Source organism: Brevibacillus sp. NSP2.1, from assembly GCF_000470975.2.
Classification (GTDB): Bacteria; Bacillota; Bacilli; order Brevibacillales; family Brevibacillaceae; genus Brevibacillus; species Brevibacillus agri.
Genome location: NZ_CP048274.1, coordinates 760,993 through 781,658, shown reverse-complemented (window position 1 = coordinate 781,658; position 20,666 = coordinate 760,993). Strand labels below are relative to the sequence as shown.

Here is a 20,666-nt window from a genome sequence, read left to right as displayed (position 1 = left end):
AGCAGAAAGAGGAAGTGTGACCTTCCTCCTCCGTCGCTTATTCCATGTGTTTTTTATTGCCCCAGCTTTGCTTTCAGATCCTTCAGCTTGGATTCCGCATTTTCTTTGGTGATCGTATCGAGTCCGCTGTCGATGCGTTTTTCCACCGGCTCGCCTTTAATCGCCGCCAACGCATTTTTCACGCCGAGGTAGCCCATGTCATACGGCTTCTGCGCAACCGAGCCGAACAGGACGCCTTTGTTCACGGACTCAACCGCCTCAATGATTCCGTCGACGCCGACGACAGGGATTTTCAAGCCTTTTGCTTCCGTAGCGCGCACGGCTCCCAGCGCCATCTCGTCATTGGCCGCAACGACCGCTTTGACGTCTGGATGCGCTTGCAAAATGTTCTCCATTACCGAAGTAGCTTTTACCCGATCCCAGTCAGCCGACTGCGAAACTGCGATCTCCAGCCCGGCTTCCGTCAGCCCTCTTTTCGCTCCGGCAATCCGCGTCTCGCTGGCATAAGTTCCGGCGATTCCTTCGAGAATGGCGACCTTGTCCCCTTTGTTAAGCTGCTTGGCGACAAGCTGTGCGGCTGTATAGCCTGCTTCGTCGTTATTGGTTCCGATATAAGAGGTTTTATCCTCCCAATTCGGCACGTCTGTGTCGATCAACAGGACGGGGATGCCTTTTTCCTTGTACTTCTTCAACACCGGGAGAGCGGATTCAGGCTGGGAAGGCATCAAGACCAGCGCATCCGGCTTTTCATTCAGCGTCGTTTCGATCATGTTTACCTGCTCGATGACTTGCGATTGGTTGGAAGGAGCAATCACCTTTCCATCTACGCCAAACTCTTGAAAAGCAGCTTTTGCTCCCGCTTCCATGAATTTAAAATACTGCGCGCTCAGCTCCATCAAGACAACGGTGACTTTTGGCTTACCGTCTGAAGACCCTTGCTGATTTCCGTCCGTCGCTCCGGTGCTATTGTTTGCTTGCCCAGCGCAGCCGGCCAGAACGGAGAACATCATCATCAAAATCAATGGAATCGCAATTCTCTTTTTCATAGGAACCCCCCGTGTGCTCATTCTTTTTTGCTATAGCCCACATACGTTTTTGGAAAACCTCGACCGGCCTGCTCCCTCCTTCTCAACCTTTTGCGGATTGAATAAGCGCTTAACCAATTCTCATAAAAAAATGGATAGAACATAGATTGCGCTGTGTTAAAACAAGCGAACATTCCCGTTTTTCAGCGCTTTTTGGCCGATGAAGTTGTCTCGTATGTTTGGTTAAGCGTTTTCTTAATGGCATTATAATACAGACCATTCCCAAGTGTAAACACTTTCATTTTGAAAAATCAAAATCGAAAGACTACTTATCCTGACACGCCTCCCCCAAATCGAGACAAGCGTCAGGACGCTGGCAGCCCGGCAGGTGCGGCTTCCTGCGCCCGATGTAACTGAATAATCTGAATTTCACTCCGGCTGATCGGCCGCTACTTGCACAGTCGTACCTGTCCGAAACGACTTGGTAGCCGCCTCCGCAATTTGCAGGGCGATTTTGGCATCGGCTGCCGATACCGCTGGCGCTTGCCGGTTGCGGATGCTGTCCACAAAGCTTTGCAATTGCAGGCAAAAAGCATCTTTGAATCTGGTCGGAAAATCGGGAATGAGATCGTGCGTTTTGCCTTTGGCCGTCATGATTTTCACATCGTGGTGCCGCAACGAGCCAATCTGGATCGTCCCTTCTGTCCCCATGATCTCCCCGCGTATATCGTAGCCGTAAAAGGCGTTGCGGCTGCCTTCGATGTCTCCCATTGCCCCGGAGTGAAAAGTCAGATGAGTCAACGCCTGATCGACATCGCGGCATTCCTCCAGAAAAGGATGCGCCAAAATGCGGCCAAACGCTGTGACCGAAGCGACCTCAGCGCCCATCAGATACCGGGCGATATCGTAATCGTGTATGCACAAGTCCAGAAAAATCCCGCCGCTATGCTTCATGTAGTCAAGAGGCGGAGAGCCGGGATCACGGCCGATGCCTTTAAAGTAGATCGGCTTGCCGATATCGCCTGCGTCCACCCGTTTTTTCGCTTCGGCATAGGCAGGATCAAACCTTCGCATAAAACCGACCTGGCACATGACGCGGTGCTCGCGGATGATGCGGATCGTTTCCTCTGCTTCTTCCGATGTTCGCGTGATCGGCTTTTCGACAAAAATATGCTTGCCGCTCTCTGCCGCCCGTTGGATCAGTTGTTTATGCGTGGCAGTCGGCGTGGCGATGATGACAGCGTCAATCTCGGGATTTTCGAAGATGTCGTCTACGGTATTGGTCGCGTGCCTGACCCCGAGCCTGCTCGCTACAGCTTCGGCGTGTTCCTTGCGGGTAGCGGCAACGACAGCAAGCTCCGCTCCTTTTACGCTGTTGACCAGATTTTCGGCATGGGAAAAACCAGCCCGACCAAGTCCCACTACGGCACAACGGACTGTTTCAGCCATCCGTCAGTCCCCCTTTTTGTTATCGAGTGCTGGAGCTGCCGCTTCGCCCAGAGAGCGAAAAACTACTCCCCCTGAGAATCGGCTGAGGCCAGCCATCCGGCCCTTGAGCAGCTCGCATTCAAGACAGGCGATTCGTACAAACAGCCTGACCGCGCCGAGCTTCGTAGCTTTTGTAGCGTTGATAGCTCCTTCCTTTATTTCCCTAGAAGCCCTTTCGCTTGGGCGAGCTTTGCTTCGGCATTGTCCGGCGTAATGACGTCAATCTCTGTCACGATTTGCTTAGGCACGGTTTCTTTGCGAATAGCTTTTACCGCATTTTCAACGCCCTTGTAGCCCATATCATACGTTTTCACCGCGATTGAAGCATCCATCGAGCCTTTCTGGATCGATTCAATCGCCTCGATGATGCCGTCCATTCCGACGACGGCGATATCCTTGCCTTTCGCCTCACTCGCGCGAATCGCGCCGAGCGCCATTTCATCGTTTGCGGCGACCACGCCTTTTATATCAGGATGGGCTTGCAAGACGTTTTCCATGACCGATACCGCTTCCACCCGATCCCAGTTCGCAGCCTCGGAAGCGGCAACGATCATTCCCGCCTGTTCCAGTGCCTCTCTCGCTCCTTGTACGCGCTTGGCGCTGGTCGGAGTGCCGGAAATCCCTTCGAGAATCGCTACTTTGTCTCCCCTGCTCAGCTTCGCTGCCAATGTTTCGCCCGCTTTTTGCCCGCTCAGCGCATCGTCGTTGCCGATAAAAGTCGTTTTGTCCTCCCAATCCACATCGCTGTCCAGCAACACAACCGGGATGTCTTTTGCTTTGTACTTCGCCAACGCCGAAACGACGGCAACAGGCTGGCTGGGAGTAAGCACCAGCCCATCGGGGTTTTTGTTCAGCAAGTCTTCAATCATGTTGACTTGCTCCATCACTTGTGTCTGGTTCGAGGGGGCCATGATCGTCCCGTCCACGTTGAAATCCTGGAACGCCGCTTTTGCCCCCGCTTCTATGAATTGGAAATACTCACTGTTCAACGTCTTCAAGACGACGTAGATTTTCGGCTTTTGTTCACCGGAACCCGTCTGTGGCTGCTGCTGAGTCGAAGAGCCTTCCGGACTGCCAGGCTGCTGCCAGCATGCTGCCAGGCTTAAAAGGACCATGCTTGAAAAAACGGCTTTCCAAATCTTCCTGCTCATCGTCCGCTCCTCCTCGACGCCTTCCTATTTTTTGGCCGAACGCTGGCGCAGGACATCGACGTACACGGCAGCGATAATAACAGAGCCGATGACGACCACTTGCAAATCGGAGGTCGTCCCGAGCAAGTTCAAGCCATTTCGCAGCACGGCGATGATGAGCGCCCCGATCAATGTGCCCCATACCGTCCCCACACCGCCGAAGAAGCTGGCGCCACCGATGATGACGGCTGCAATCGCGTCAAGCTCATACGACAATCCGGCAATCGGCGACGCCGAATCCGTCCTTCCGATCAGGACAAGGCCCGCCAGACCGGCCATCAAGCCGCTCAAGGTGTAGACGAGAATCAGAATCCGGTCCACAGGAATACCAGCCAGCCGGGCTGCTTCCTTGTTGCCGCCGATCGCGTAAATATACCGTCCCGTCGCTGTGCGCGTAAGAAACAGATGGAAAAGAATATACGTAATTATCACGAGAATAAAGCTCACGGGGAAAATCCCGATGTTTTCATAGCCGGCGTAGTTGATGATGAGCGGGAAGCCGAAAATCGGAGAGGCGGCTGTGATGATGAGTGCCAGCCCGCGAAAAATATTCATCGTGCCCAATGTAGAGATAAAAGGATGCGGCAATCTCAGCTTGGTGAGCAAAACCCCGTTGAACCATCCGCCGAGCGCTCCAATCGCGAGACACAGCAAAATCCCAAGCAGCGGGTGCATCCCCCAGTTCACCACGAATATCCCCGTCGTTGTGATCGCCAATGCCAGCAGGGAGCCGACAGACAAATCAATTCCCGCCGTCAAAATCGGCAAGAGCATGCCGATGGCGAGCAACGCGTTGATGGAAGACTGCCGGGCGATATTCATCAAGTTTTCGGCTTGCAGAAAATTCGGAGAAAGAATGCTCAAGCACGCGGAAAGGATGAGGAGTCCGAACAAAGCCCCAAACTTGCCGACAAACGTTTTCCAATTCAAGCTCAGTGTCTTGCTGGCACTTGTCCCTGTGGTGACTGTCACAGAGTTGGACTGTTCCTTCATTTTCTATCAACCTCCTGTTGCTGCTTTCATGATTACTTCTTGCGTCGCTTCCTCCCGCTGCAGATCGGCGGTGATCCGTCCGTCGCTCATCACGAGAATCCGGTCGCACATCCCGAGAATTTCCGGCAAATCCGACGAAACAATCAGCACGCATGCGCCCAAGTCCACCAGGTCATTGATTAAGTTGTAGACCTCTACCTTTGCTCCCACGTCAATGCCGCGAGTAGGCTCGTCAAAAATAAAAATGCGCGCTTGGGTGAAAAGCCACTTGGCGATGACGACCTTTTGCTGGTTTCCTCCGCTGAAGTTCCGCCCCATCAGATTGATATTGTTCGGGCGAATCTGCAGCTCGCGCACGTACTTTTCCGCTACTTCCTTCATCTTCACCGGACTCAGCAGCCCGTTGCTTTTGACTTCGCGCAAATTGGCGATGGACATATTGAAAATAAGCGACTGATCGAGGAACAGCCCTTCCGTCTTCCTGTCTTCCGTAATGAACGCAAATCCTGCCTCGATGGCGTCGCGCGGCTGGCGAATCACCGCTTCTTTTCCGAAGACGTAGACTTTGCCCGTCTCCTTCGGCTCCGCGCCGAAGATCGTTTTCATCAGTTCGCTGCGGCCAGCGCCGACCAAACCGGAAAAGCCGAGAATCTCGCCCTGATAGGCAGCAAAGCTGATGGCGTGGGCAGCCCCTTTCAGCTTCAGGTTCTCCACCCGCAACGCTTCCTGTCCCCGGGTAAACGTCTTTTTCGGATACTTGTTATGCAGCGAGCGGCCGACCATCAGCTCGATCATCCGGTCAATGGACGTCGTGCTGACATCTACCGTTTCGATCTTTGCCCCGTCCCGCAAAACCGTGATCCGGTCTCCGATGCGCTTGATCTCTTCCAGCCGATGGGACACGTAAATGAACGTCATGCCCTGCTCCCGCAACGATTCGATCGTCGCCAGCAACTGCTCGGCTTCCTGGGCGCTCAGGCTCGATGTCGGTTCGTCCATAATAATCAGCTTGGCATTCAAAGAAAGCGCTTTAGCAATTTCCACTAATTGTTGCTGTCCGACCCCCAAGCTGCTCACCAATGCGTTCGGGTCGATGCTTTGCCCCAGCTTCGCCATCAGTTCCTTCGATTTTTCCCGCATGTACTTCCGATCCAGAAAAGAGTAGCGGCCGTGCTTTTTCTTTTCGTGGCCCAGAAAAATGTTCTCTGCGACCGAAAGATGCGGAATCAGGTTCAGCTCCTGATAAATCGTGGCAATGCCGATATCAATCGCATCGCTTGGCTTTGCGATCTCGACTGGCCTGCCGTCCCAGCGAATCTCGCCCTGGTCTTTCGTGTAGGCTCCGGTCATGATCTTGATAATCGTTGATTTTCCTGCGCCGTTTTCCCCGAGCAGGACGTGCACTTCTCCTTGCCGAACGTCCAGATGAACGTCGTGCAAGACCGTCACACCGGAAAATGCTTTGCTAATGCCCTTCATTTCCAGCAACGCCAAGGTAGTCACCTCCATTTTTTCAATTTGGATTGATTAAATGGACACTTTTTTATCGAGCTTTACCGTCTTCGCTGTTTGAAACGACTCGGTCGCTGCCGCTGCGATCTCCAGGGCGATTTTTCCGTCTGTTTCCGTGCACGCAGGCCGCTCTCCCTTTTGCACCGCGTCAATGAAATGAATCATTTCCAGCAGGTAGGCGTCCTTGAACTTCGTCGGGAAGTCAGGAATGATGTCATGCGTGCTGGCATTGGCAGTCAGCAAAAGAACATCGTGGTGGCGCAGCGATCCGATTTGAATGGAGCCTTCCGTGCCGATGACTTCGCCGCGGATATCGTAGCCGTACGGGGCGATTCGCATTGTTTCGATGTCTCCCGCCGCTCCCGAAGCAAAGGTCAGGGTGGTCACCGCCTGGTCGACATCGTGATAGTCTTTCATAAAAGTGTGCAAGAGCACATTCCCCGTCGCTGTAACCGTTTCCACTTCCGTCCCCATTAAAAAGCGGGCGATATCGTAGTCGTGAATGGCGACATCGAGGAACAGTCCTCCGCTGTGCTTGATAAATTCTGCGGGCGGGCAGTTGCCGTCGCGGCTCACTCCTTTAAAGTAGAGCGGCTTGCCGATATCCCCGGCCGCGATCCGTCTTTTTGCTTCCGCGTAAGCCGGATCGAATCGGCGCATGAAGCCTACCTGACAGAAAACGTTGTGTTTGTTTAACACTTGGATAACCTCGTCGGCTTCCTCTACGGTTTGGGTAATCGGTTTTTCAACAAAAATTTGTTTTCCGTGCGTCGCCGCCTGGGTAATCATCTCCGCATGAGTACTCGTAGGTGTGACCAAAACTACCGCGTCGATATTTGCGTCCTCAAATACTTCGCGAGGGTCTTTGGACCAGCCTGGAACTCCCAGCTCTCTTGCTACCTGCTCCGCGCGGCCTTCCAACGGGTCCACTACCTTTACTAGCTGGGCGCCTTTCACTTTTGTCGCAAGGTTTTCTGCATGCCAATATCCGAGTCTTCCTAATCCGATTACTGCCGTGCGCACTTGGCCGCTCATATTTATTCCTCCATCATCGCTATTTGCTAAAACGTTTTCTCTCAGAGTTTTAAGGTAACCGCTTACCTTAAGTTTAAATGAGGCTCATTTGATTTTCAATTCAAATTTGTTCGAAAAAATATTTAATTCGATCATTTTTATTACGCCAGATTTACCCACTTGCCCGAGCGGATTGATTCATAGCAGGCTTCAATCACTTTCATGTTTTGCAAGATGCTCTCCCCGGAATAAAGCGGTTGGGAGCCGTCCAGCACGCATTGGGAAAAATGCTCGACTTCCAGCTTGTACTCGTTCCCGCGCACTTTTTCCACTCTGGACACGCCGTCTTCTTTTTCCACAATCACGATGCCTTCCCCGTCAAAATACTCGGGCAAATTGTAAGAGCGCGGCACCTGGATCGTCCCATGCGTCCCCACAATCTCGTACCGTTCACGGCGCACCATGTCAAAGCTGCAGTCAAACGTCGCCAGCATCCCGTTGTCCAGCTCCAGCATCGCGACAGCCGACATGTCAACGTCAAATTCCGGATCGCGCGGGGAGTGGACGTACAGCCGTTTCGGTTCGCATTGCAAAATATTGCGGATGGAGTGAATGCAGTAGCACCCGATGTCGTACAAACTGCCGCCACCGAGCTGCGGGTCCAGACGGTAATCGCGGCTCCGGTCTTCGATCCGAAAGGTAAAGTTGGCGCGGATCAGCCTGGGCGTGCCGATCTCGTTGGCCGCGAGCAGCGCTTTCACCACTTGGTGCTGCGGATGGAACTGGTACATGAACGCCTCCATCAACAGCACCTGCCTGCTTTGGCAATGCTCGATCATCTCTTTTGTTTCCGCCGCATTCAGCGCGATCGGTTTTTCGCACAAAATATGCTTTCCTTTGTCTGCCGCCTTGAGCACCCATTCCTTGTGCATGCTGTTCGGAAGCGGAATGTACACGGCATCCACCTCGGGATCATCCAGCACTTCTTCATAGCTGTTATAGACGTTGGGAATATTGAATTTCGCAGAAACTTCCGAAACTTTTTCGTTCCGGCTGCCGATGGCGACAACCTCGGCGTTGTCCGCCTCCAGAATCGCCGGAATCATCGTGTTTACCGCGATTCTGGCTGTGCTCAACACGCCCCAGCGCACGCGTTTTTGACTCATCTGTGCTCCACTCCCCTTCTGCTTTCCCCTTCGTTTCAAGCAGGCCATAGGAATCCCCATGGCCCGCTTGCTTCGCTTACACCGTTTGCGTCATCATCCATTCATGGTCGGCATCGTTGGTAAATTTCCAGGTCCGCACTGGCCCCGCCATCGTATTCAAGTAGTACAGGTCGTAGCCGGGAGGTGCCGATACGGGATGGTAGCCTTTTGGCACCAGCACCACATCGCCGTCCTTGACCACCATCGTCTCGTTCAGCGAGCGGTCGTCCGTGTACACGCGTTGCAAGGCAAAGCCGTTCGCCTGTTTGATGCGATGGTAGTACGTCTCCTCCAGATACGCTTCGTTGGGCAGGTTCTCCTGGTCATGCTTGTGCGGCGGATAGCTCGACCAGTTTCCGTTTGGCGTGTAGACTTCGACAATCAGCAGGCTGTCCGCCGGTTGATCCTCAGGCAAAATGTTATGAATCCGGCGCAGCGTTTTGCCGGAGCCGCGCATGTCTACCCGAATGTCTTTTGGCGCGATCAGTCTCGCCTCGTACGTGCCTTTGCCCGGAGCTGTGCACACGGCGATCTCGGCATCTGTCAAGGCTTCTACCTCATACTGATCGCCAGATGGCACGTAGACGGCATAGGGTGGGATTTCTTCGAAAATGTGCATGCGCTGCCCGATGTTGTTCCACTCCTGCTGCTTTGTTCTCGCGTTGGCATACCCGCTGAGAAGCACGATGCACACTTCCTGCTCCCCTGTGTCCATGCTGATTTTGTCGCCTTTGGCAAGCGTGTACACCTCGAAGCCTACATAGCCCCAGTTTGCCGATTCCGGTGTGACCTTGACCACGCTTTTCTCCTGGTTTGGTTGCTGGCTCGGAACGATCAATTTAGACATTTTCCTTCTCCTTTCGCTGCAAAACTTCCTTTGCCCCTTGGACGATATCCTCGACGGCAATCTGGTATTTTTTCAGCAGGGCGTCGTTTGGCCCGGATTCCGAATTGAGATCGCGCACCCCGACTCTTGTCATCGGCACGGGCTTGTTCTCTACCAGCACCTCAGCTACAGCGCTGCCCAGCCCGCCGTAGATGCTGTGTTCTTCTGTGGCGACAATCGCCCCTGTCCGTTCAGCGGCCTCCACGATAGCTTCCACATCTATCGGCTTGATGGACGGCAAGTGCAGGACACCCGCCTGAATGCCTTCCGCGCGCAGCAGGTTCGCAGCCTGAACGGCGCGGCCTGTTTGCGTCCCGGTTGAAATGATCGTCACATCCTGTCCTGCGATCAACTTGACGCCTTTGCCGAGCGCAAACGTGTGCGTTTCTTCCGCAAAAAGGGTCGGCAGCGGGTCGCGCGCCAGCCGAATGTACACGGGACCGTGGTAGTCGCGGGCGAACTCCATCACCTTTTTCACTTCGACCGCGTCCGCCGGAGCCAGGACGACCATGTTGGCCAGGCTGCGCATGATCGCGATATCTTCCAGACCTTGATGCGTTTTTCCCGTGCATCCGGTCAGCAAGCCGCTGTAGGCCCCGATCATTTTCACGTCCAGCTTCGGCTGGGCAATCGCCACGGCGATCTGGTCCAGAGAGCGTTTCACAATAAAAGCGGCAAACGTGCACACCCACGGCTGCAAGCCGACTGTTGCCAGACCGGAAGCGACTCCGAGCATGTTCTGCTCGGCGATGCCCATCTGCAAAAATTTGGCCGGATTCCCCTCCGCTACTTTATCCAGCTTGGTGGAGGTCGCCAGGTCGCCATCGACTGCGTACACTCGCGGATCGTCCTTCGTAAATTGCAGCAATGTTTCGCCAAACGCATCGCGCATGGCTACTTTTTTATCAAGCTGTAATTGCATCTTCTACACCCCCATATCCAGTTCTTCCAAGGCTGCTTTCAGCTCTTCCGCATTCGGCACTTTCGCATGCCATGTGTAGTTGTTCTCCATGAAGCTTACGCCCTTGCCTTTGACGGTGTGGGCAATTACGACGGTCGGCTTGCCTTGCACGCGCTTCGCCTGCTGGCACGCCTCGATGATCTGTTCCACATCGTGGCCGTCGATGGCAAGCACGTTCCAGCCGAACGCCGCCCAGCGGTCTTCCGGGGAAAAGATCGGGATTTCCCGTTCGCGGCCTTCCGTTCCCTTCCAGCCGAATTGCTGCAGCTTGTTGTAGTCCATGATGACTACCAGATTGTCCAGCTCGTATTTGGCCGCTACGTCCGCCGCTTCCCATACTTGCCCTTCCTGCGATTCGCCGTCGCCGATGATGCAGTATGTGGAGAACGCTTGCTGCTTCAGCTTTGCGCCCAGCGCCATGCCGACTGCGGCAGAAATTCCCTGCCCCAGCGAGCCTGTGGACATGTCCAGTCCGGGCAGCAGCTTCATGTCCGGATGGGCTTGCAGGCGAGAGTCGATATCGTCGAACGTTTTCAACTCCTCCACCGGGAAGTAGCCCCGCAGCGCCAGCACCGTATAGAGGGCGATCGCGGAGTGCCCCTTGGATAGCACAAAGCGGTCCCGCTCCGCCCACAGCGGCTCGTCAGGCTTGATGTTCATCACGTCAAAATAAAGAGCGACCAAAAGATCGGTCACAGACAGCGGCCCGCCGACATGGCCTGCCCCTGCGTGGTGCACCGTTTGCAGAATCAGCCTCCGGGTCTCGCTGCTTTTCTTTTGCAGCCAATTGATTTTTTCCTGAGCGGAAACCGTCTTCATACTTTCTCACCTCTGGTTGATGATATCGTTTGCTCGATGAAGGCAATGGATCTTTTCGCGTATGCAAAAGGGTTGTGAACGAGCGGGTCCTGCTCGCCTTCGAGCATGGCCCAGCCTTGATAATCCCGCTCGACCAACTCCTTGAAAATCGGGGCAAAATCGAGGCTTCCATCACCTGGGACAGTGAACACCCCTCTGCGGATGCAGGTGACGAAATCAGCCTGTTCCGCCCTTGCCTGGTCGAGAACGCTTTGGCGAATATCTTTCAGGTGCACGTAGCCGATCCGCCCGTAATACTTTTGCAGCAGCTTCAACGGGTCGTTGCCGCCGTAGTAGGCATGGCCTGTATCGTACAGCAGGTAGACAAGCCCGGGATCGGTCATTTCCATCAGGCGGTCGATTTCCTCCGGCTGCTCCACGACCGTCCCGCCGTGATGGTGGTAAACGAGCTTCATGCCCAATTCGCGGCAAATCTCCCCTGCCTGGTTCAGCCCTTCGGCCAGGCTTTTCCACTGCTCATCTGTCAAGTGTGCGATCTGCTTTTCATGCGGGGAGCGGCGCGGGTCCCAATGCAGCGAGCCGCCAACTTCTGCCGTGCTGACGACTTCTGCTCCCATCGCCTTGAGGAATTGCGCGTGCTTCCGGTAAGCCTGCAGCTCCTCGTCGCGGCGCTGCGCATCCGAGAACAGCACGGACTTCCACTGCGAGGTCAGCCGCAGCCCCCGTTTGCCCAGCTCCTGCTGCAAAACAGCCGGATCGGCAGGGAACTTCCTGCTCATTTCCACACCTGTAACGCCAAGGCTGGCTATCTCATCCATGACCTGCTCGTAGGAATAGTGATCCCCGTGTTCTTTGACATCCTCCCCGACCCAGTTGATCGGGTGAACCCCCAGCTTGAAGTTGTATCCTTTATCTGTCATGACTGTCGCCCCTTTTGATTAAGCGCTTAACTCGACGCGTTTAGAAACTTGGCTGCGCCACGCCATTGGCGGAGCCTTCGTACCTATAAGGCACAGCGGTTGCTTGCTCGTTCCACTCGAAGTCTCGTCTGTTGCCCTCCTGCTGGACAAGAGTTTTAGCCATTCTTGCCTGTTGCATAAAAACGTCGGCAACGCTTACATTTTTTTCGCAATCTCGATCTGCTTGTTCATCGCTTCATAAGCGGCTTGAACCTTTTTGCTCGCGGATACTTCCGCTACCCCGAGCCGCCACCACGACTCGTAGCCGGACGAGCACGTTCCGGGAAGCACCTTGATGTCAATCAGCGTCGTGACAGTCTCTTCCTTCGCCTGCTGCAAGGCCGCTCTCAGCTCTTCCACAGTGCGGGCCGTGTACGCCTTCGCGCCCATGCTTCTGGCGTGGCTGGCAAAATCAATCTGCAAATACTCGCCCGTCAGCCGGTTCGTCTGTTCGTCGCGATAGCGGAACTCGTTGCCGAAGCCTTCGCTGCCATGACCGCGTTGCAGGTTGTGGATGCAGCCGAACCCGTTGTTGTCGAACAGCAGGATCGTAAATTTTTGCCCTTCCTGAATGCTCGTGACCAGCTCCGAATGAAGCATCAAGTAACTGCCATCCCCGACGACGGCGTACACTTCCTGATCCGGGCTTGCCATCTTCACGCCGAACGCGCCGGACACCTCGTAGCCCATGCACGAGAAGCCGTATTCCATATGGTACGTTTTCGGGGCCTTGCATCTCCACAGGCGGTGCAAATCTCCGGGCAGGCTTCCGGCAGCAGCGACAATGATGTCCTTTTCGCCCAGGAAGCGGTTGATCTCGCCCAGCGCGAGCATTTGCGACAAGCCTTCCGCCCGCTCCACAGAGCAGACCCGGTCCACTTCTTCGTCCCACTCCTTCTTCAGAGCAGCAATCGCTTCCGGCGAGTAGGCGGACTTGTATTCCGCTTGCCGCAGTGCGCCTGTGATTGCGACCAGCGCTTCCTTCGCGTCGGCTACCACGGCCTTTCCGTTCATTTTCAGCGCGTCGTAGGAGCTGACATTGATACTGACGAACTCCACATCTGGATTTTGGAAGGCCGTTTTGGATGAGGTAGGGAAGTCAGTCAGTCTCGTTCCGACGCCGATAATCAAATCGGCCTCTTTGGCCAGGCGGTTTGCGGCGAGCGAGCCTGTGACGCCAATCGAGCCTACTTGAAGCGGGTGGTCCCATGGCACCGCGCTTTTTCCCGCTTGCGTCTCCGCTACCGGAATGCCAAACTCCTCGGCGAAGCGAATCAGTTCTGCCGTAGCGAGCGAGTAGTGCACGCCGCCCCCGGCGATAATCAGCGGCCGCTTTTTTGTCTGGATCGCTTCCGCTGCCCGTGCGAGCGCAGCAGCCGACAGCGCTCTTCTTTCGACGAAATGGACGCGCTTTTCAAAAAACTCAGCCGGGTAATCGTACGCTTCGCTTTGCACATCCTGGGGCAGAGCCAAGGTGACCGCGCCAGTGTCGACCGGGTCCGTCAGCACCCTCATCGCGTTTAAGGCGGCCGTCATCAACTGCTCGGGACGTGTAATGCGGTCCCAGTACTTGCTGACCGGCTTGAACGCATCGTTGGATGAAATCGTGTAGTCAGCAGGGTTTTCAATTTGCTGCAAGACCGGATCAGGCTGGCGGCAGGCAAAAATATCGCCTGGCAAAAACAGCACCGGAATCCGGTTCACCGTCGCTGTCCCGGCGGCTGTGACCATGTTCAAGGCGCCGGGCCCAATCGAAGACGTGCAGGCAAAAATCTCTAGCCTGTTCTTTTGTTTGGCGAAGGCAATGGCCGCATGCGCCATTCCTTGCTCGTTTTTCCCCTGGATGTAGGTCAACTCTCCCTGAAAATGCTCCAGCGCTTCGCCCATCCCTGTCACATTTCCGTGTCCGAAAATCCCCATGACGCCTTTGACGAATTTTCGTTCCTGACCGTCCACGGAAATGTATTGATTGTCCAAAAATCGCAGCAATGCCTGAGCCATCGTTAAGCGGATTGTTTTTGCCATGTTATCCTCCCTCAGCTTCGATGTTTCTCTCCACGTAACTGTTAAGTTAAGCGCTTTCTCTTACTTGATTATACTCGATTCCCGAGCTTCCACAAACCCTTTTTTTCATTTTTTTCTGTCTTTTCCGGCAGTTGGCTGGACGCGTGCAGACTACCGCTCGCGGATCGCAGGCGATTACGCGGGCTGCACGATCACCTTGATCGCTTCTCCTTTTTTCATCACGTCGATTCCTTCCGTGATGCGCTCCAAAGGAACCCGATGGGTAATCAGCCGCTCCAGATTCAGCAGCCCTGCCTCCATGACCTTCACTACTTTCGGGAACGTGTGGTTCGAGATATACGTGCCTTTTACGGTTACCTCATAGCGGGTAATATCGTTTTGCTTGATCGGCGGCAAGGCGTGCTGATTCATGCCCACCAGCAAAATTTGTCCCCCTCTGCGCACCAGCGTCAGGCTCTGATCGAACAGCGAACCAACACAGTCGATGACGACATCCGCCCCGATTTTCGTCGCGTCCTGTACAGACTTCGCCACGTCGCTTGTTTTTGGGTTCACCGTCACATTCGCCCCGGATATGCAGGCGTATTCCAGGCGATAATCCGAGAAATCAACGGCCACGATCGTTCCGGCTCCCGCCGCTTTCAACATCTGGATGAACATTTGTCCCATCGGCCCTGCGCCCAGCACGACAGCGCTCTCGCCCGGCTGCACCTTGATTTTGTCCATGCCGTTGATGACGCAGGACAGCGGTTCGGCAAAGACGGCAATCTCCGGCGGAACCGAGTCTGCGATTTTGTGCACATTTCTGGCTGGAACGACACTGTAGGAAGTCCAGCCCCCGTCCACGAAAATACCCATCGTCGACATATGCTCGCACATGTTCACGTATCCCATCTGGCAATAATCACAGTACCCGCACGTCAGCGTCGGATCGACTACCACCCGGTCGCCCACTTTGACGTTCGTGACATCCGCTCCTGCCTCTACCACTTTTCCGACGTACTCATGTCCCTGAATCACGCCTGCCGTCGCCGGATGTCCCGGAGGATTAGCCAAAATATGCACGTCTGTGCCGCAGATGCTGGCTGCCTCCACCTTGATCCGCACTTCATCTGCCTTCTGTATGACCGGAACCGGCCTTTCCTGCAAGGAAAATTTCCCTGCCTGCTCAAATACACCAGCTAACATGACCCATTCGCTCCCCTTCTGCTGTTTAAGCTGCATCCGTTCTGTTTTTTCCGCTTCCTCGTCCCTCTTGTCCGCGCCCGACTGCGCCGCCCTTCAGGAAATAAAGTGCTGGTAAGCAGGCAGGCCGTTTTTCATCGGAATGGACACCTCGCCCTGAATGAGCGGATATATATAGTCGAAAAACTCGGCTTTGACAAAATGGCTGTCGGCGTCGTACCACTCCAGCGGAAACAGCTTTTCTTTTCCCGCTACTTCCGCGAGGGGGACGGAGCCGTATTCCACGGCGTAAAACGGCCCCTTTTTGCGCTGCAGCGTGACCATCGCTCCGTTGATCCCCTGCCTGGCGTGATAGCAAGCGTGTTTTCCCGCCAAATACGCCTCCTCGACATCCACCCCGGACGAGAACATCATCCCGCTGCGCTGCCAAATGCTCGGCAAAATATATCGCGCGGACAAGCCCGCTCCCTGATTGGCGATGGCGTCCTTCAAATAGCCGGCCACGCCGCCGAGCTGCGGACGCCCGACCGCATCCCGCGCCAGAGCGTTGTCGGCAATCAGCCTGCCTTCTTTGTCGCGGATGCCTTCCGAGACAATGACCAGGGCTGAACCGTGTTCCTCGTACTTTTTTTGCACATCGCGCAAAAACGTTTCTTCGCAAAAAGGCGATTCCGGAATGTAAATCAACAGCGGAATGCCTGTTTCCTGCTGCAGCCCCAGCGCGCACGAGGCCGCCAGCCAGCCTGTATTGCGCCCCATCGTCTCGACAATCGTGATGCGATTGCTTTTCGGCAAGCTCATAATGTCCATAGACATGTCGAGGATGGAGGTAGCGAGAAATTTGGCTGCGCTGCCAAAGCCGGGCGAATGATCGGTTTGCGTCAAATCGTTGTCTACCGTCTTCGGCACCCCGATCACATTCAGCTCGTACCCTTTTTTCCGCGCAGCCTGATGGATCAAATGAGCGACGTGCATGGACCCGTTCCCGCCGATGTAGTAAAAGTAGCGAATGTCGTTCGCCTGCATGTGGGCGACGATGATTTCGATCTCGTGGGCGCTCAGCTTGTAGCGCCAGGAGCCGAGCGCCGCGCCCGGCGTCATTCTCAGCATCTCTAGCTGCGGTTTGGACAGTTGACCCAAATCAATGTAGTCCTGGTTGAGCAGACCGTACACCCCTCTTCTCGCTCCATAAACCTTCCGGATCTGCGGCGATTGAAGAGACTCCTCAATGACTCCGTACAATGAATTGTTGATAACAGCGGTTGGTCCACCGGATTGAGCGATCAGGCAGTTTCCGGTCATTTCCACACTCTCCATCCATGATTCATCTACTCTTCCAGGTTGATGACAACGGCCACCGTCTCGACCATTTCCTCAATCGCAAATGCCGGGCCTTCTTTCCCGATTCCGCTTTCCTTGACGCCCCCGTACGGCATCTGGTCGGCACGGAAGCAGCACGTATCGTTGACGATCACGCCGCCCACTTCCAGCAGATGCGGCAGCTTGTGGGCCAGGACGAGAGATTTGGTGTACACGCCTGCCTGCAAGCCAAACTTGGAGTCGTTGACCAGCTTCACCGCTTCCTCGATCGTTTCGTAGGACGCCACTGTAACTACTGGCGCGAATACTTCCTCGTCGTACACTTTCATGCCCTTTTTCGCCTGGGTAATGACCGTCGGATAGTAGACGCTTCCTTCCCTTTTGCCCCCGGTCAACACTTTCGCGCCTTTCGCTGCCGCTTCGTTTACCCATGCCTCGATCCGCTGCGCTTCTTTTTCGCTAATCATCGGCCCTACGTCCGTATCCGGGTCGAGCGGATTGCCCACCTTGAGCTGCGCCACCCGCTCCAGGAAAAGCTCCATGAACTTCGCTTCCACTGCCTTGTGCACGAAAATGCGCTGTACGGAAATGCAGATTTGCCCCGCATTTGCAAAAGCCATTTTCGCCAGCTTGTTTGCAGCCTGCTCGACATTGCCGTCTTCATGCACAATCGTCGCCGAGTTGGACCCGAGCTCCAGCGTGACTTTGCGCATGCCGATCGTCTGCTGGATGTGCTTGCCTACTTCCGGCGAGCCTGTAAACGAATACTTTTTGATCCGCTGGTCTTTCAGCAACTGTTCGCCAACCGTCGCACCGCTGCCGACCACGCATTGCACGTACCCTTTTGGCACGCCTGCCTGCTGCAACAGCTTGCACAGCAGCAGAGCGGAATGGGCTGTATCCGTAGCAGGTTTGACGATCACCGGATTTCCTGCCGCCAAGGCCGGAGCCACCTTGTGCGAAACCAGGTTTAGCGGGAAGTTGAACGGCGAGATCGCGCACACAATGCCGATCGGCTTTTTGATCGTATAGATCAGGCGCGATTCGTTTCCAGGGGAAGCCTGGCTCGGGATGATCTCCCCTCTCAGCTTTTTCGCTTCCTCCGCCGCCAAAAGAAACGTCGTCGCGGAACGAATCACTTCCACTTTCGCATCGCGAATCGGCTTGCCGCCCTCCTGGGCAATGCAGTTGGCCAACTCCTCGACGTTTTCCTTAATCAGTTGGGAAGCTTTCACCAGCACGTCGTAGCGCTTTTCTGCGGAAAAAGGCGTATGGTAGAAAGCGTACTCGGCTGCCTCTACTGCGCGATCCACCTCTTTTTCCCCCGCCTTGCACACCTGCACGTACAGCTCTCCTGTGTACTTGTTGTAAATCGGATGCGTCTTCGCTGTCTCTACCCACTCCCCGTCGATGAACAAACGTTGCACTTGCTTCACTGCTTCCATTTCTTCTCCCCCCTGAACATTTAGATAAGCGCTTAACCTAATCCAAAAAAAAAATTGGAACAAAAATGCTGGGCCTTACACAGACTGGACTGCGCTGATTTCTTCGAGCTTGACCGGCCTGTTTTCGGCAAACGACTTCTTCGCCGCCATGGCGATCAATTCAGCCTGGAAGCCATCATAGCCGCTGACCGGAACTTCCTTGTCCAACAGGATGCTGTCGATGAAGTCTTCGATTTCCTGAACAAAAGCGTCGGTGTACCGCTCGAGGAAGAAATACTTGGGCTTATCCCGGAAAACTCCCTCGGCTGTGCTGATCTCTGCGGTGGTCGGCGTGACATTGCTGACGGTCACACATCCCTTCGACCCCAACACCTCTACCCGCTGGTCGTAGCCGTACACGGCTTTTCTGCTGTTGTCAATGACCCCGATCGCGCCGTTTTTGAATTTCAGCGTCGTAATCGCCGTATCCACGTCGCCGCATTCTGCGAACAGCGGGTCCACGAGCACCGCCCCCTGCGCAAACACTTCCTCGACTTCGCTGCCAACCAAGTATCTTGCCATGTCAAAATCGTGAATCGCCATGTCGAAGAACAGACCGCCGCTGGCTGCTACGTAGTCTTTGCCCGGCGGATGCGGGTCTCGCGAAGTGATGCGCAAAATGTGCGGTTCGCCGATTCCCCCTTCTTTGACGGTTTGATGAGCCTTTTTCAAGCTGTGGTCAAACCTGCGGCAAAAGCCCACCTGGAACTTCACTCCGGCCTCTTTGACGACTTCGAGCGCCTCTCTCGTCTGCTCCAACTGAAAGCTGATCGGCTTTTCGCAAAATATGTGCTTGCCCGCTCTCGCTGCCTCCGTGATGATGGGGACGTGCGTATCGGTGGGCGAGCAGATCAAGACAGCCTGGATGTCCGGGTCTTGCAAAATCGCCTTGTAATCATCGGTGACATGGGGAATCCCGATGCTGCCAGCCCACTCTCGCACTTGCTCTGCGAAAATATCCGAAATCGCCTTCAATTCGACGCGGTGCAGTTTGACCAGATTTTCCGCGTGCAGCTTCCCGATGCGCCCTGCTCCAATGATTCCAACCTTTACTTTGCTCATCGTGATCTCTCCTCTTCCGGTTAAGGCAGGCCGTCACTTCCTGTCCAAAGAAACGCCTGTCGTCAGTGATCTTTTTTCTGCCTTGCTCCAATATATGGATAGTCCTGCAGCCAACAATCCAGACAAACTGGCGAAGATGAAGCCATTTGCCAATCCGCCGCCTGAATTTAGCCAGCCCGCAAGAAAAGGCCCCAAGAAAATGCCCAACGAATAGATCGCTTGATAAAAGCCCATTGCGGTTGCCCGCTTTTCACTTTCTATGTACTGAATCGCCATTCCTAAAAACAGCGGAAAACCCATTCCCTGCGTAAAGCCGTTGCCGATTTGCGTCAGGCACAGCGTGAGCATCGTGTCCGCATACGGGATCACGACCGTAAAAGCGGCGCTGCCCGCAAACCCGATGGCGAGCGTGGGCCAATGTCCGAAGCGGACGGCAAAATATCTCCCCGCCACGATAGAGGCCACAGCGTGCGGCAGCATGAACGCGACGACAAGCCAGCCAAGACTCTCCTTGTCTGCGCCGATCTTCAATGCCTGCAACGGCGTAAAGCCGTACATCGTAATGAACAGCATGCCGTGGGCGATAATGGACAAAATGGATACCTTCAGCAAAATCGGCTCTTTCATCACGTTTGCCAAATCTTTTGGCTCGATCGGCTTCCGGGATGCTTCCGGCTTCGGCTCGCGAATCAAAAAGGAGAGCGCCAGGCCGAGGAAAGCCACTCCTGCCCCGATCCAGAACGGGGCATTCCACCCCCAGCGGCTGACCAGGTAGCCGCTGACCCCCATCCCCATCAATTGAGCGGAAACGGTAATAAAATGGATCGTCGACATCGCTTTTGTAACGTTTGCCCCGGTAAAATAGCTCGAATACAAAACCGTAAAGACAACCCAGGCCGAGGCCGAAATCCCGGCGACCGCCCTGGAAAAAAGCGCCCATCCGACATGATCGGTGACAGCAAAGCCGAGGCAGCTAAGCAGGCTGGTCACCATGCCAAGCCAGATAAACGGCCGTCTGACCTGCCTGTAATCCGACAGGACGCCGATCGGCAAGCGCAAAAGAAGCTGGGTCACGCCGTAGCTGCTCAAAACAACCCCGATCAGCATGTACGAGGCGCCCTTGTACTCCAGGTACGGCGACAGTATCGGCGTGTACAAATATTGAGAAGCCCAGTACATAAAGGTGACGAAGACAAATACGATATGATCCTTTGCTTCGAGCTGCTGTGCCTGCATCTTGCTCATCGCCTTTTCGCACAAAATGTCACTTCATGTTGGTTAAGCGTTTTCCCTAACTCTATTATAGGGGATGCTCCGCGCGTGTGTAAAGAATTAATTCTGAAATGAACAAATCAACGCAATTGTTAGACTATTAACCACCTGTTGCGCTGGACGGCTTGGATGCGCTGGACAGGCGCATCCAAGCTTTTGCCTCCGTCCGCACCATTGAACACGGCTCGCTTGAACAAACAATGGGCGCTCTTTCGCTCCTTTTGCTTTGGCGGACGTAAAAAAAGCACCCTGTTTCCCCGGTGCTT

The 20,666-nt window shown here is 54.8% G+C and carries 17 protein-coding genes; all 17 read right to left on the bottom strand.

The genetic code is table 11. The annotated features are described in order from the left end of the window. Positions 1 to 53 precede the first annotated feature (53 nt). The 17 genes from M655_RS03805 to M655_RS03725 all read right to left on the bottom strand — a co-directional run bounded on the left by M655_RS03805 (position 54) and on the right by M655_RS03725 (position 20,364). Positions 54 to 1,046, bottom strand: coding sequence for a sugar ABC transporter substrate-binding protein (locus tag M655_RS03805; RefSeq protein WP_025844090.1), 993 nt, complete (start codon positions 1,044 to 1,046; stop codon positions 54 to 56). 408 nt (positions 1,047 to 1,454) lie between these two features. Next, the gene (iolG, locus tag M655_RS03800; RefSeq protein WP_025844089.1) at positions 1,455 to 2,474 is read right to left on the bottom strand and encodes an inositol 2-dehydrogenase; all 1,020 of its coding nucleotides are present in this window, start codon (positions 2,472 to 2,474) and stop codon (positions 1,455 to 1,457) included. 194 nt (positions 2,475 to 2,668) lie between these two features. Beyond that, entirely contained in the window at positions 2,669 to 3,664 is a 996-nt protein-coding gene (locus tag M655_RS03795) for a sugar ABC transporter substrate-binding protein (RefSeq protein WP_026558070.1), read from the bottom strand. 24 nt (positions 3,665 to 3,688) lie between these two features. Next, on the bottom strand, positions 3,689 to 4,696 hold the full coding sequence (locus M655_RS03790) for an ABC transporter permease (protein WP_025844087.1): 1,008 nt from the start codon (positions 4,694 to 4,696) through the stop codon (positions 3,689 to 3,691). A gap of 6 nt (positions 4,697 to 4,702) precedes the next feature. Next, positions 4,703 to 6,199 carry a sugar ABC transporter ATP-binding protein gene (locus M655_RS03785; RefSeq protein WP_312027473.1) on the bottom strand — a complete coding sequence of 499 codons (1,497 nt, stop codon included), beginning with the start codon at positions 6,197 to 6,199 and terminating at the stop codon, positions 4,703 to 4,705. A 24-nt stretch (positions 6,200 to 6,223) separates the two neighbouring features. Continuing rightward, positions 6,224 to 7,243, bottom strand: coding sequence for an inositol 2-dehydrogenase (iolG, locus tag M655_RS03780; protein ID WP_025844085.1), 1,020 nt, complete (start codon positions 7,241 to 7,243; stop codon positions 6,224 to 6,226). 140 nt (positions 7,244 to 7,383) lie between these two features. Beyond that, positions 7,384 to 8,388, bottom strand: coding sequence for a Gfo/Idh/MocA family protein (locus M655_RS03775; protein ID WP_025844084.1), 1,005 nt, complete (start codon positions 8,386 to 8,388; stop codon positions 7,384 to 7,386). Between the two features lie 76 nt (positions 8,389 to 8,464). Then, complete coding sequence (gene iolB, locus M655_RS03770) at positions 8,465 to 9,274, bottom strand: 5-deoxy-glucuronate isomerase (protein WP_026558071.1); 810 nt, start codon at positions 9,272 to 9,274, stop codon at positions 8,465 to 8,467. Next, positions 9,267 to 10,235, bottom strand: a complete 969-nt coding sequence (locus M655_RS03765; RefSeq protein ID WP_026558072.1) for a transketolase family protein — start codon at positions 10,233 to 10,235, stop codon at positions 9,267 to 9,269. The genes iolB and M655_RS03765 overlap by 8 nt, the downstream gene beginning before the upstream one ends. Positions 10,236 to 10,238: 3 nt before the next feature. Next, positions 10,239 to 11,093: a transketolase gene (locus M655_RS03760; RefSeq protein ID WP_007785978.1), complete on the bottom strand. Its 855-nt coding sequence runs from the start codon at positions 11,091 to 11,093 to the stop codon at positions 10,239 to 10,241. Then, entirely contained in the window at positions 11,090 to 12,013 is a 924-nt protein-coding gene (iolE, locus tag M655_RS03755; RefSeq protein WP_026558073.1) for a myo-inosose-2 dehydratase, read from the bottom strand. Before iolE ends, M655_RS03760 begins: the two co-directional genes overlap by 4 nt. A 195-nt stretch (positions 12,014 to 12,208) precedes the next feature. Next, entirely contained in the window at positions 12,209 to 14,077 is a 1,869-nt protein-coding gene (gene iolD, locus M655_RS03750) for a 3D-(3,5/4)-trihydroxycyclohexane-1,2-dione acylhydrolase (decyclizing) (RefSeq protein ID WP_026558074.1), read from the bottom strand. Positions 14,078 to 14,251: 174 nt separating this feature from the next. Next, a complete protein-coding gene (locus tag M655_RS03745) occupies positions 14,252 to 15,265 on the bottom strand; it encodes a zinc-dependent alcohol dehydrogenase (RefSeq protein WP_026558075.1) in 1,014 nt (337 codons plus the stop codon). 93 nt (positions 15,266 to 15,358) lie between these two features. After that, positions 15,359 to 16,564, bottom strand: a complete 1,206-nt coding sequence (locus tag M655_RS03740) for a 6-phosphofructokinase (protein ID WP_026558076.1) — start codon at positions 16,562 to 16,564, stop codon at positions 15,359 to 15,361. A 26-nt stretch (positions 16,565 to 16,590) separates the two neighbouring features. Continuing rightward, complete coding sequence (locus tag M655_RS03735; RefSeq protein ID WP_026558077.1) at positions 16,591 to 18,027, bottom strand: aldehyde dehydrogenase family protein; 1,437 nt, start codon at positions 18,025 to 18,027, stop codon at positions 16,591 to 16,593. A 75-nt stretch (positions 18,028 to 18,102) separates the two neighbouring features. Next, positions 18,103 to 19,128, bottom strand: a complete 1,026-nt coding sequence (iolG, locus tag M655_RS03730) for an inositol 2-dehydrogenase (RefSeq protein WP_026558078.1) — start codon at positions 19,126 to 19,128, stop codon at positions 18,103 to 18,105. 33 nt (positions 19,129 to 19,161) lie between these two features. Continuing rightward, a complete protein-coding gene (locus M655_RS03725; protein WP_051353954.1) occupies positions 19,162 to 20,364 on the bottom strand; it encodes an MFS transporter in 1,203 nt (400 codons plus the stop codon). Positions 20,365 to 20,666: the final 302 nt, after the last annotated feature.

What these genes read in the sequence shown, in the direction of transcription:
- M655_RS03805 (WP_025844090.1), bottom strand. Translation starts at nt 1,046, where the DNA reads ATGAAAAAGAGAATTGCGATTCCATTGATTTTGATGATGATGTTCTCC.
- iolG (WP_025844089.1), bottom strand. Translation starts at nt 2,474, where the DNA reads ATGGCTGAAACAGTCCGTTGTGCCGTAGTGGGACTTGGTCGGGCTGGT.
- M655_RS03795 (WP_026558070.1), bottom strand. Translation starts at nt 3,664, where the DNA reads ATGAGCAGGAAGATTTGGAAAGCCGTTTTTTCAAGCATGGTCCTTTTA.
- M655_RS03790 (WP_025844087.1), bottom strand. Translation starts at nt 4,696, where the DNA reads ATGAAGGAACAGTCCAACTCTGTGACAGTCACCACAGGGACAAGTGCC.
- iolG (WP_025844085.1), bottom strand. Translation starts at nt 7,243, where the DNA reads ATGAGCGGCCAAGTGCGCACGGCAGTAATCGGATTAGGAAGACTCGGA.
- M655_RS03775 (WP_025844084.1), bottom strand. Translation starts at nt 8,388, where the DNA reads ATGAGTCAAAAACGCGTGCGCTGGGGCGTGTTGAGCACAGCCAGAATC.
- iolB (WP_026558071.1), bottom strand. Translation starts at nt 9,274, where the DNA reads ATGTCTAAATTGATCGTTCCGAGCCAGCAACCAAACCAGGAGAAAAGC.
- M655_RS03765 (WP_026558072.1), bottom strand. Translation starts at nt 10,235, where the DNA reads ATGCAATTACAGCTTGATAAAAAAGTAGCCATGCGCGATGCGTTTGGC.
- M655_RS03760 (WP_007785978.1), bottom strand. Translation starts at nt 11,093, where the DNA reads ATGAAGACGGTTTCCGCTCAGGAAAAAATCAATTGGCTGCAAAAGAAA.
- iolE (WP_026558073.1), bottom strand. Translation starts at nt 12,013, where the DNA reads ATGACAGATAAAGGATACAACTTCAAGCTGGGGGTTCACCCGATCAAC.
- iolD (WP_026558074.1), bottom strand. Translation starts at nt 14,077, where the DNA reads ATGGCAAAAACAATCCGCTTAACGATGGCTCAGGCATTGCTGCGATTT.
- M655_RS03745 (WP_026558075.1), bottom strand. Translation starts at nt 15,265, where the DNA reads ATGTTAGCTGGTGTATTTGAGCAGGCAGGGAAATTTTCCTTGCAGGAA.
- M655_RS03740 (WP_026558076.1), bottom strand. Translation starts at nt 16,564, where the DNA reads ATGACCGGAAACTGCCTGATCGCTCAATCCGGTGGACCAACCGCTGTT.
- M655_RS03735 (WP_026558077.1), bottom strand. Translation starts at nt 18,027, where the DNA reads ATGGAAGCAGTGAAGCAAGTGCAACGTTTGTTCATCGACGGGGAGTGG.
- iolG (WP_026558078.1), bottom strand. Translation starts at nt 19,128, where the DNA reads ATGAGCAAAGTAAAGGTTGGAATCATTGGAGCAGGGCGCATCGGGAAG.
- M655_RS03725 (WP_051353954.1), bottom strand. Translation starts at nt 20,364, where the DNA reads ATGCAGGCACAGCAGCTCGAAGCAAAGGATCATATCGTATTTGTCTTC.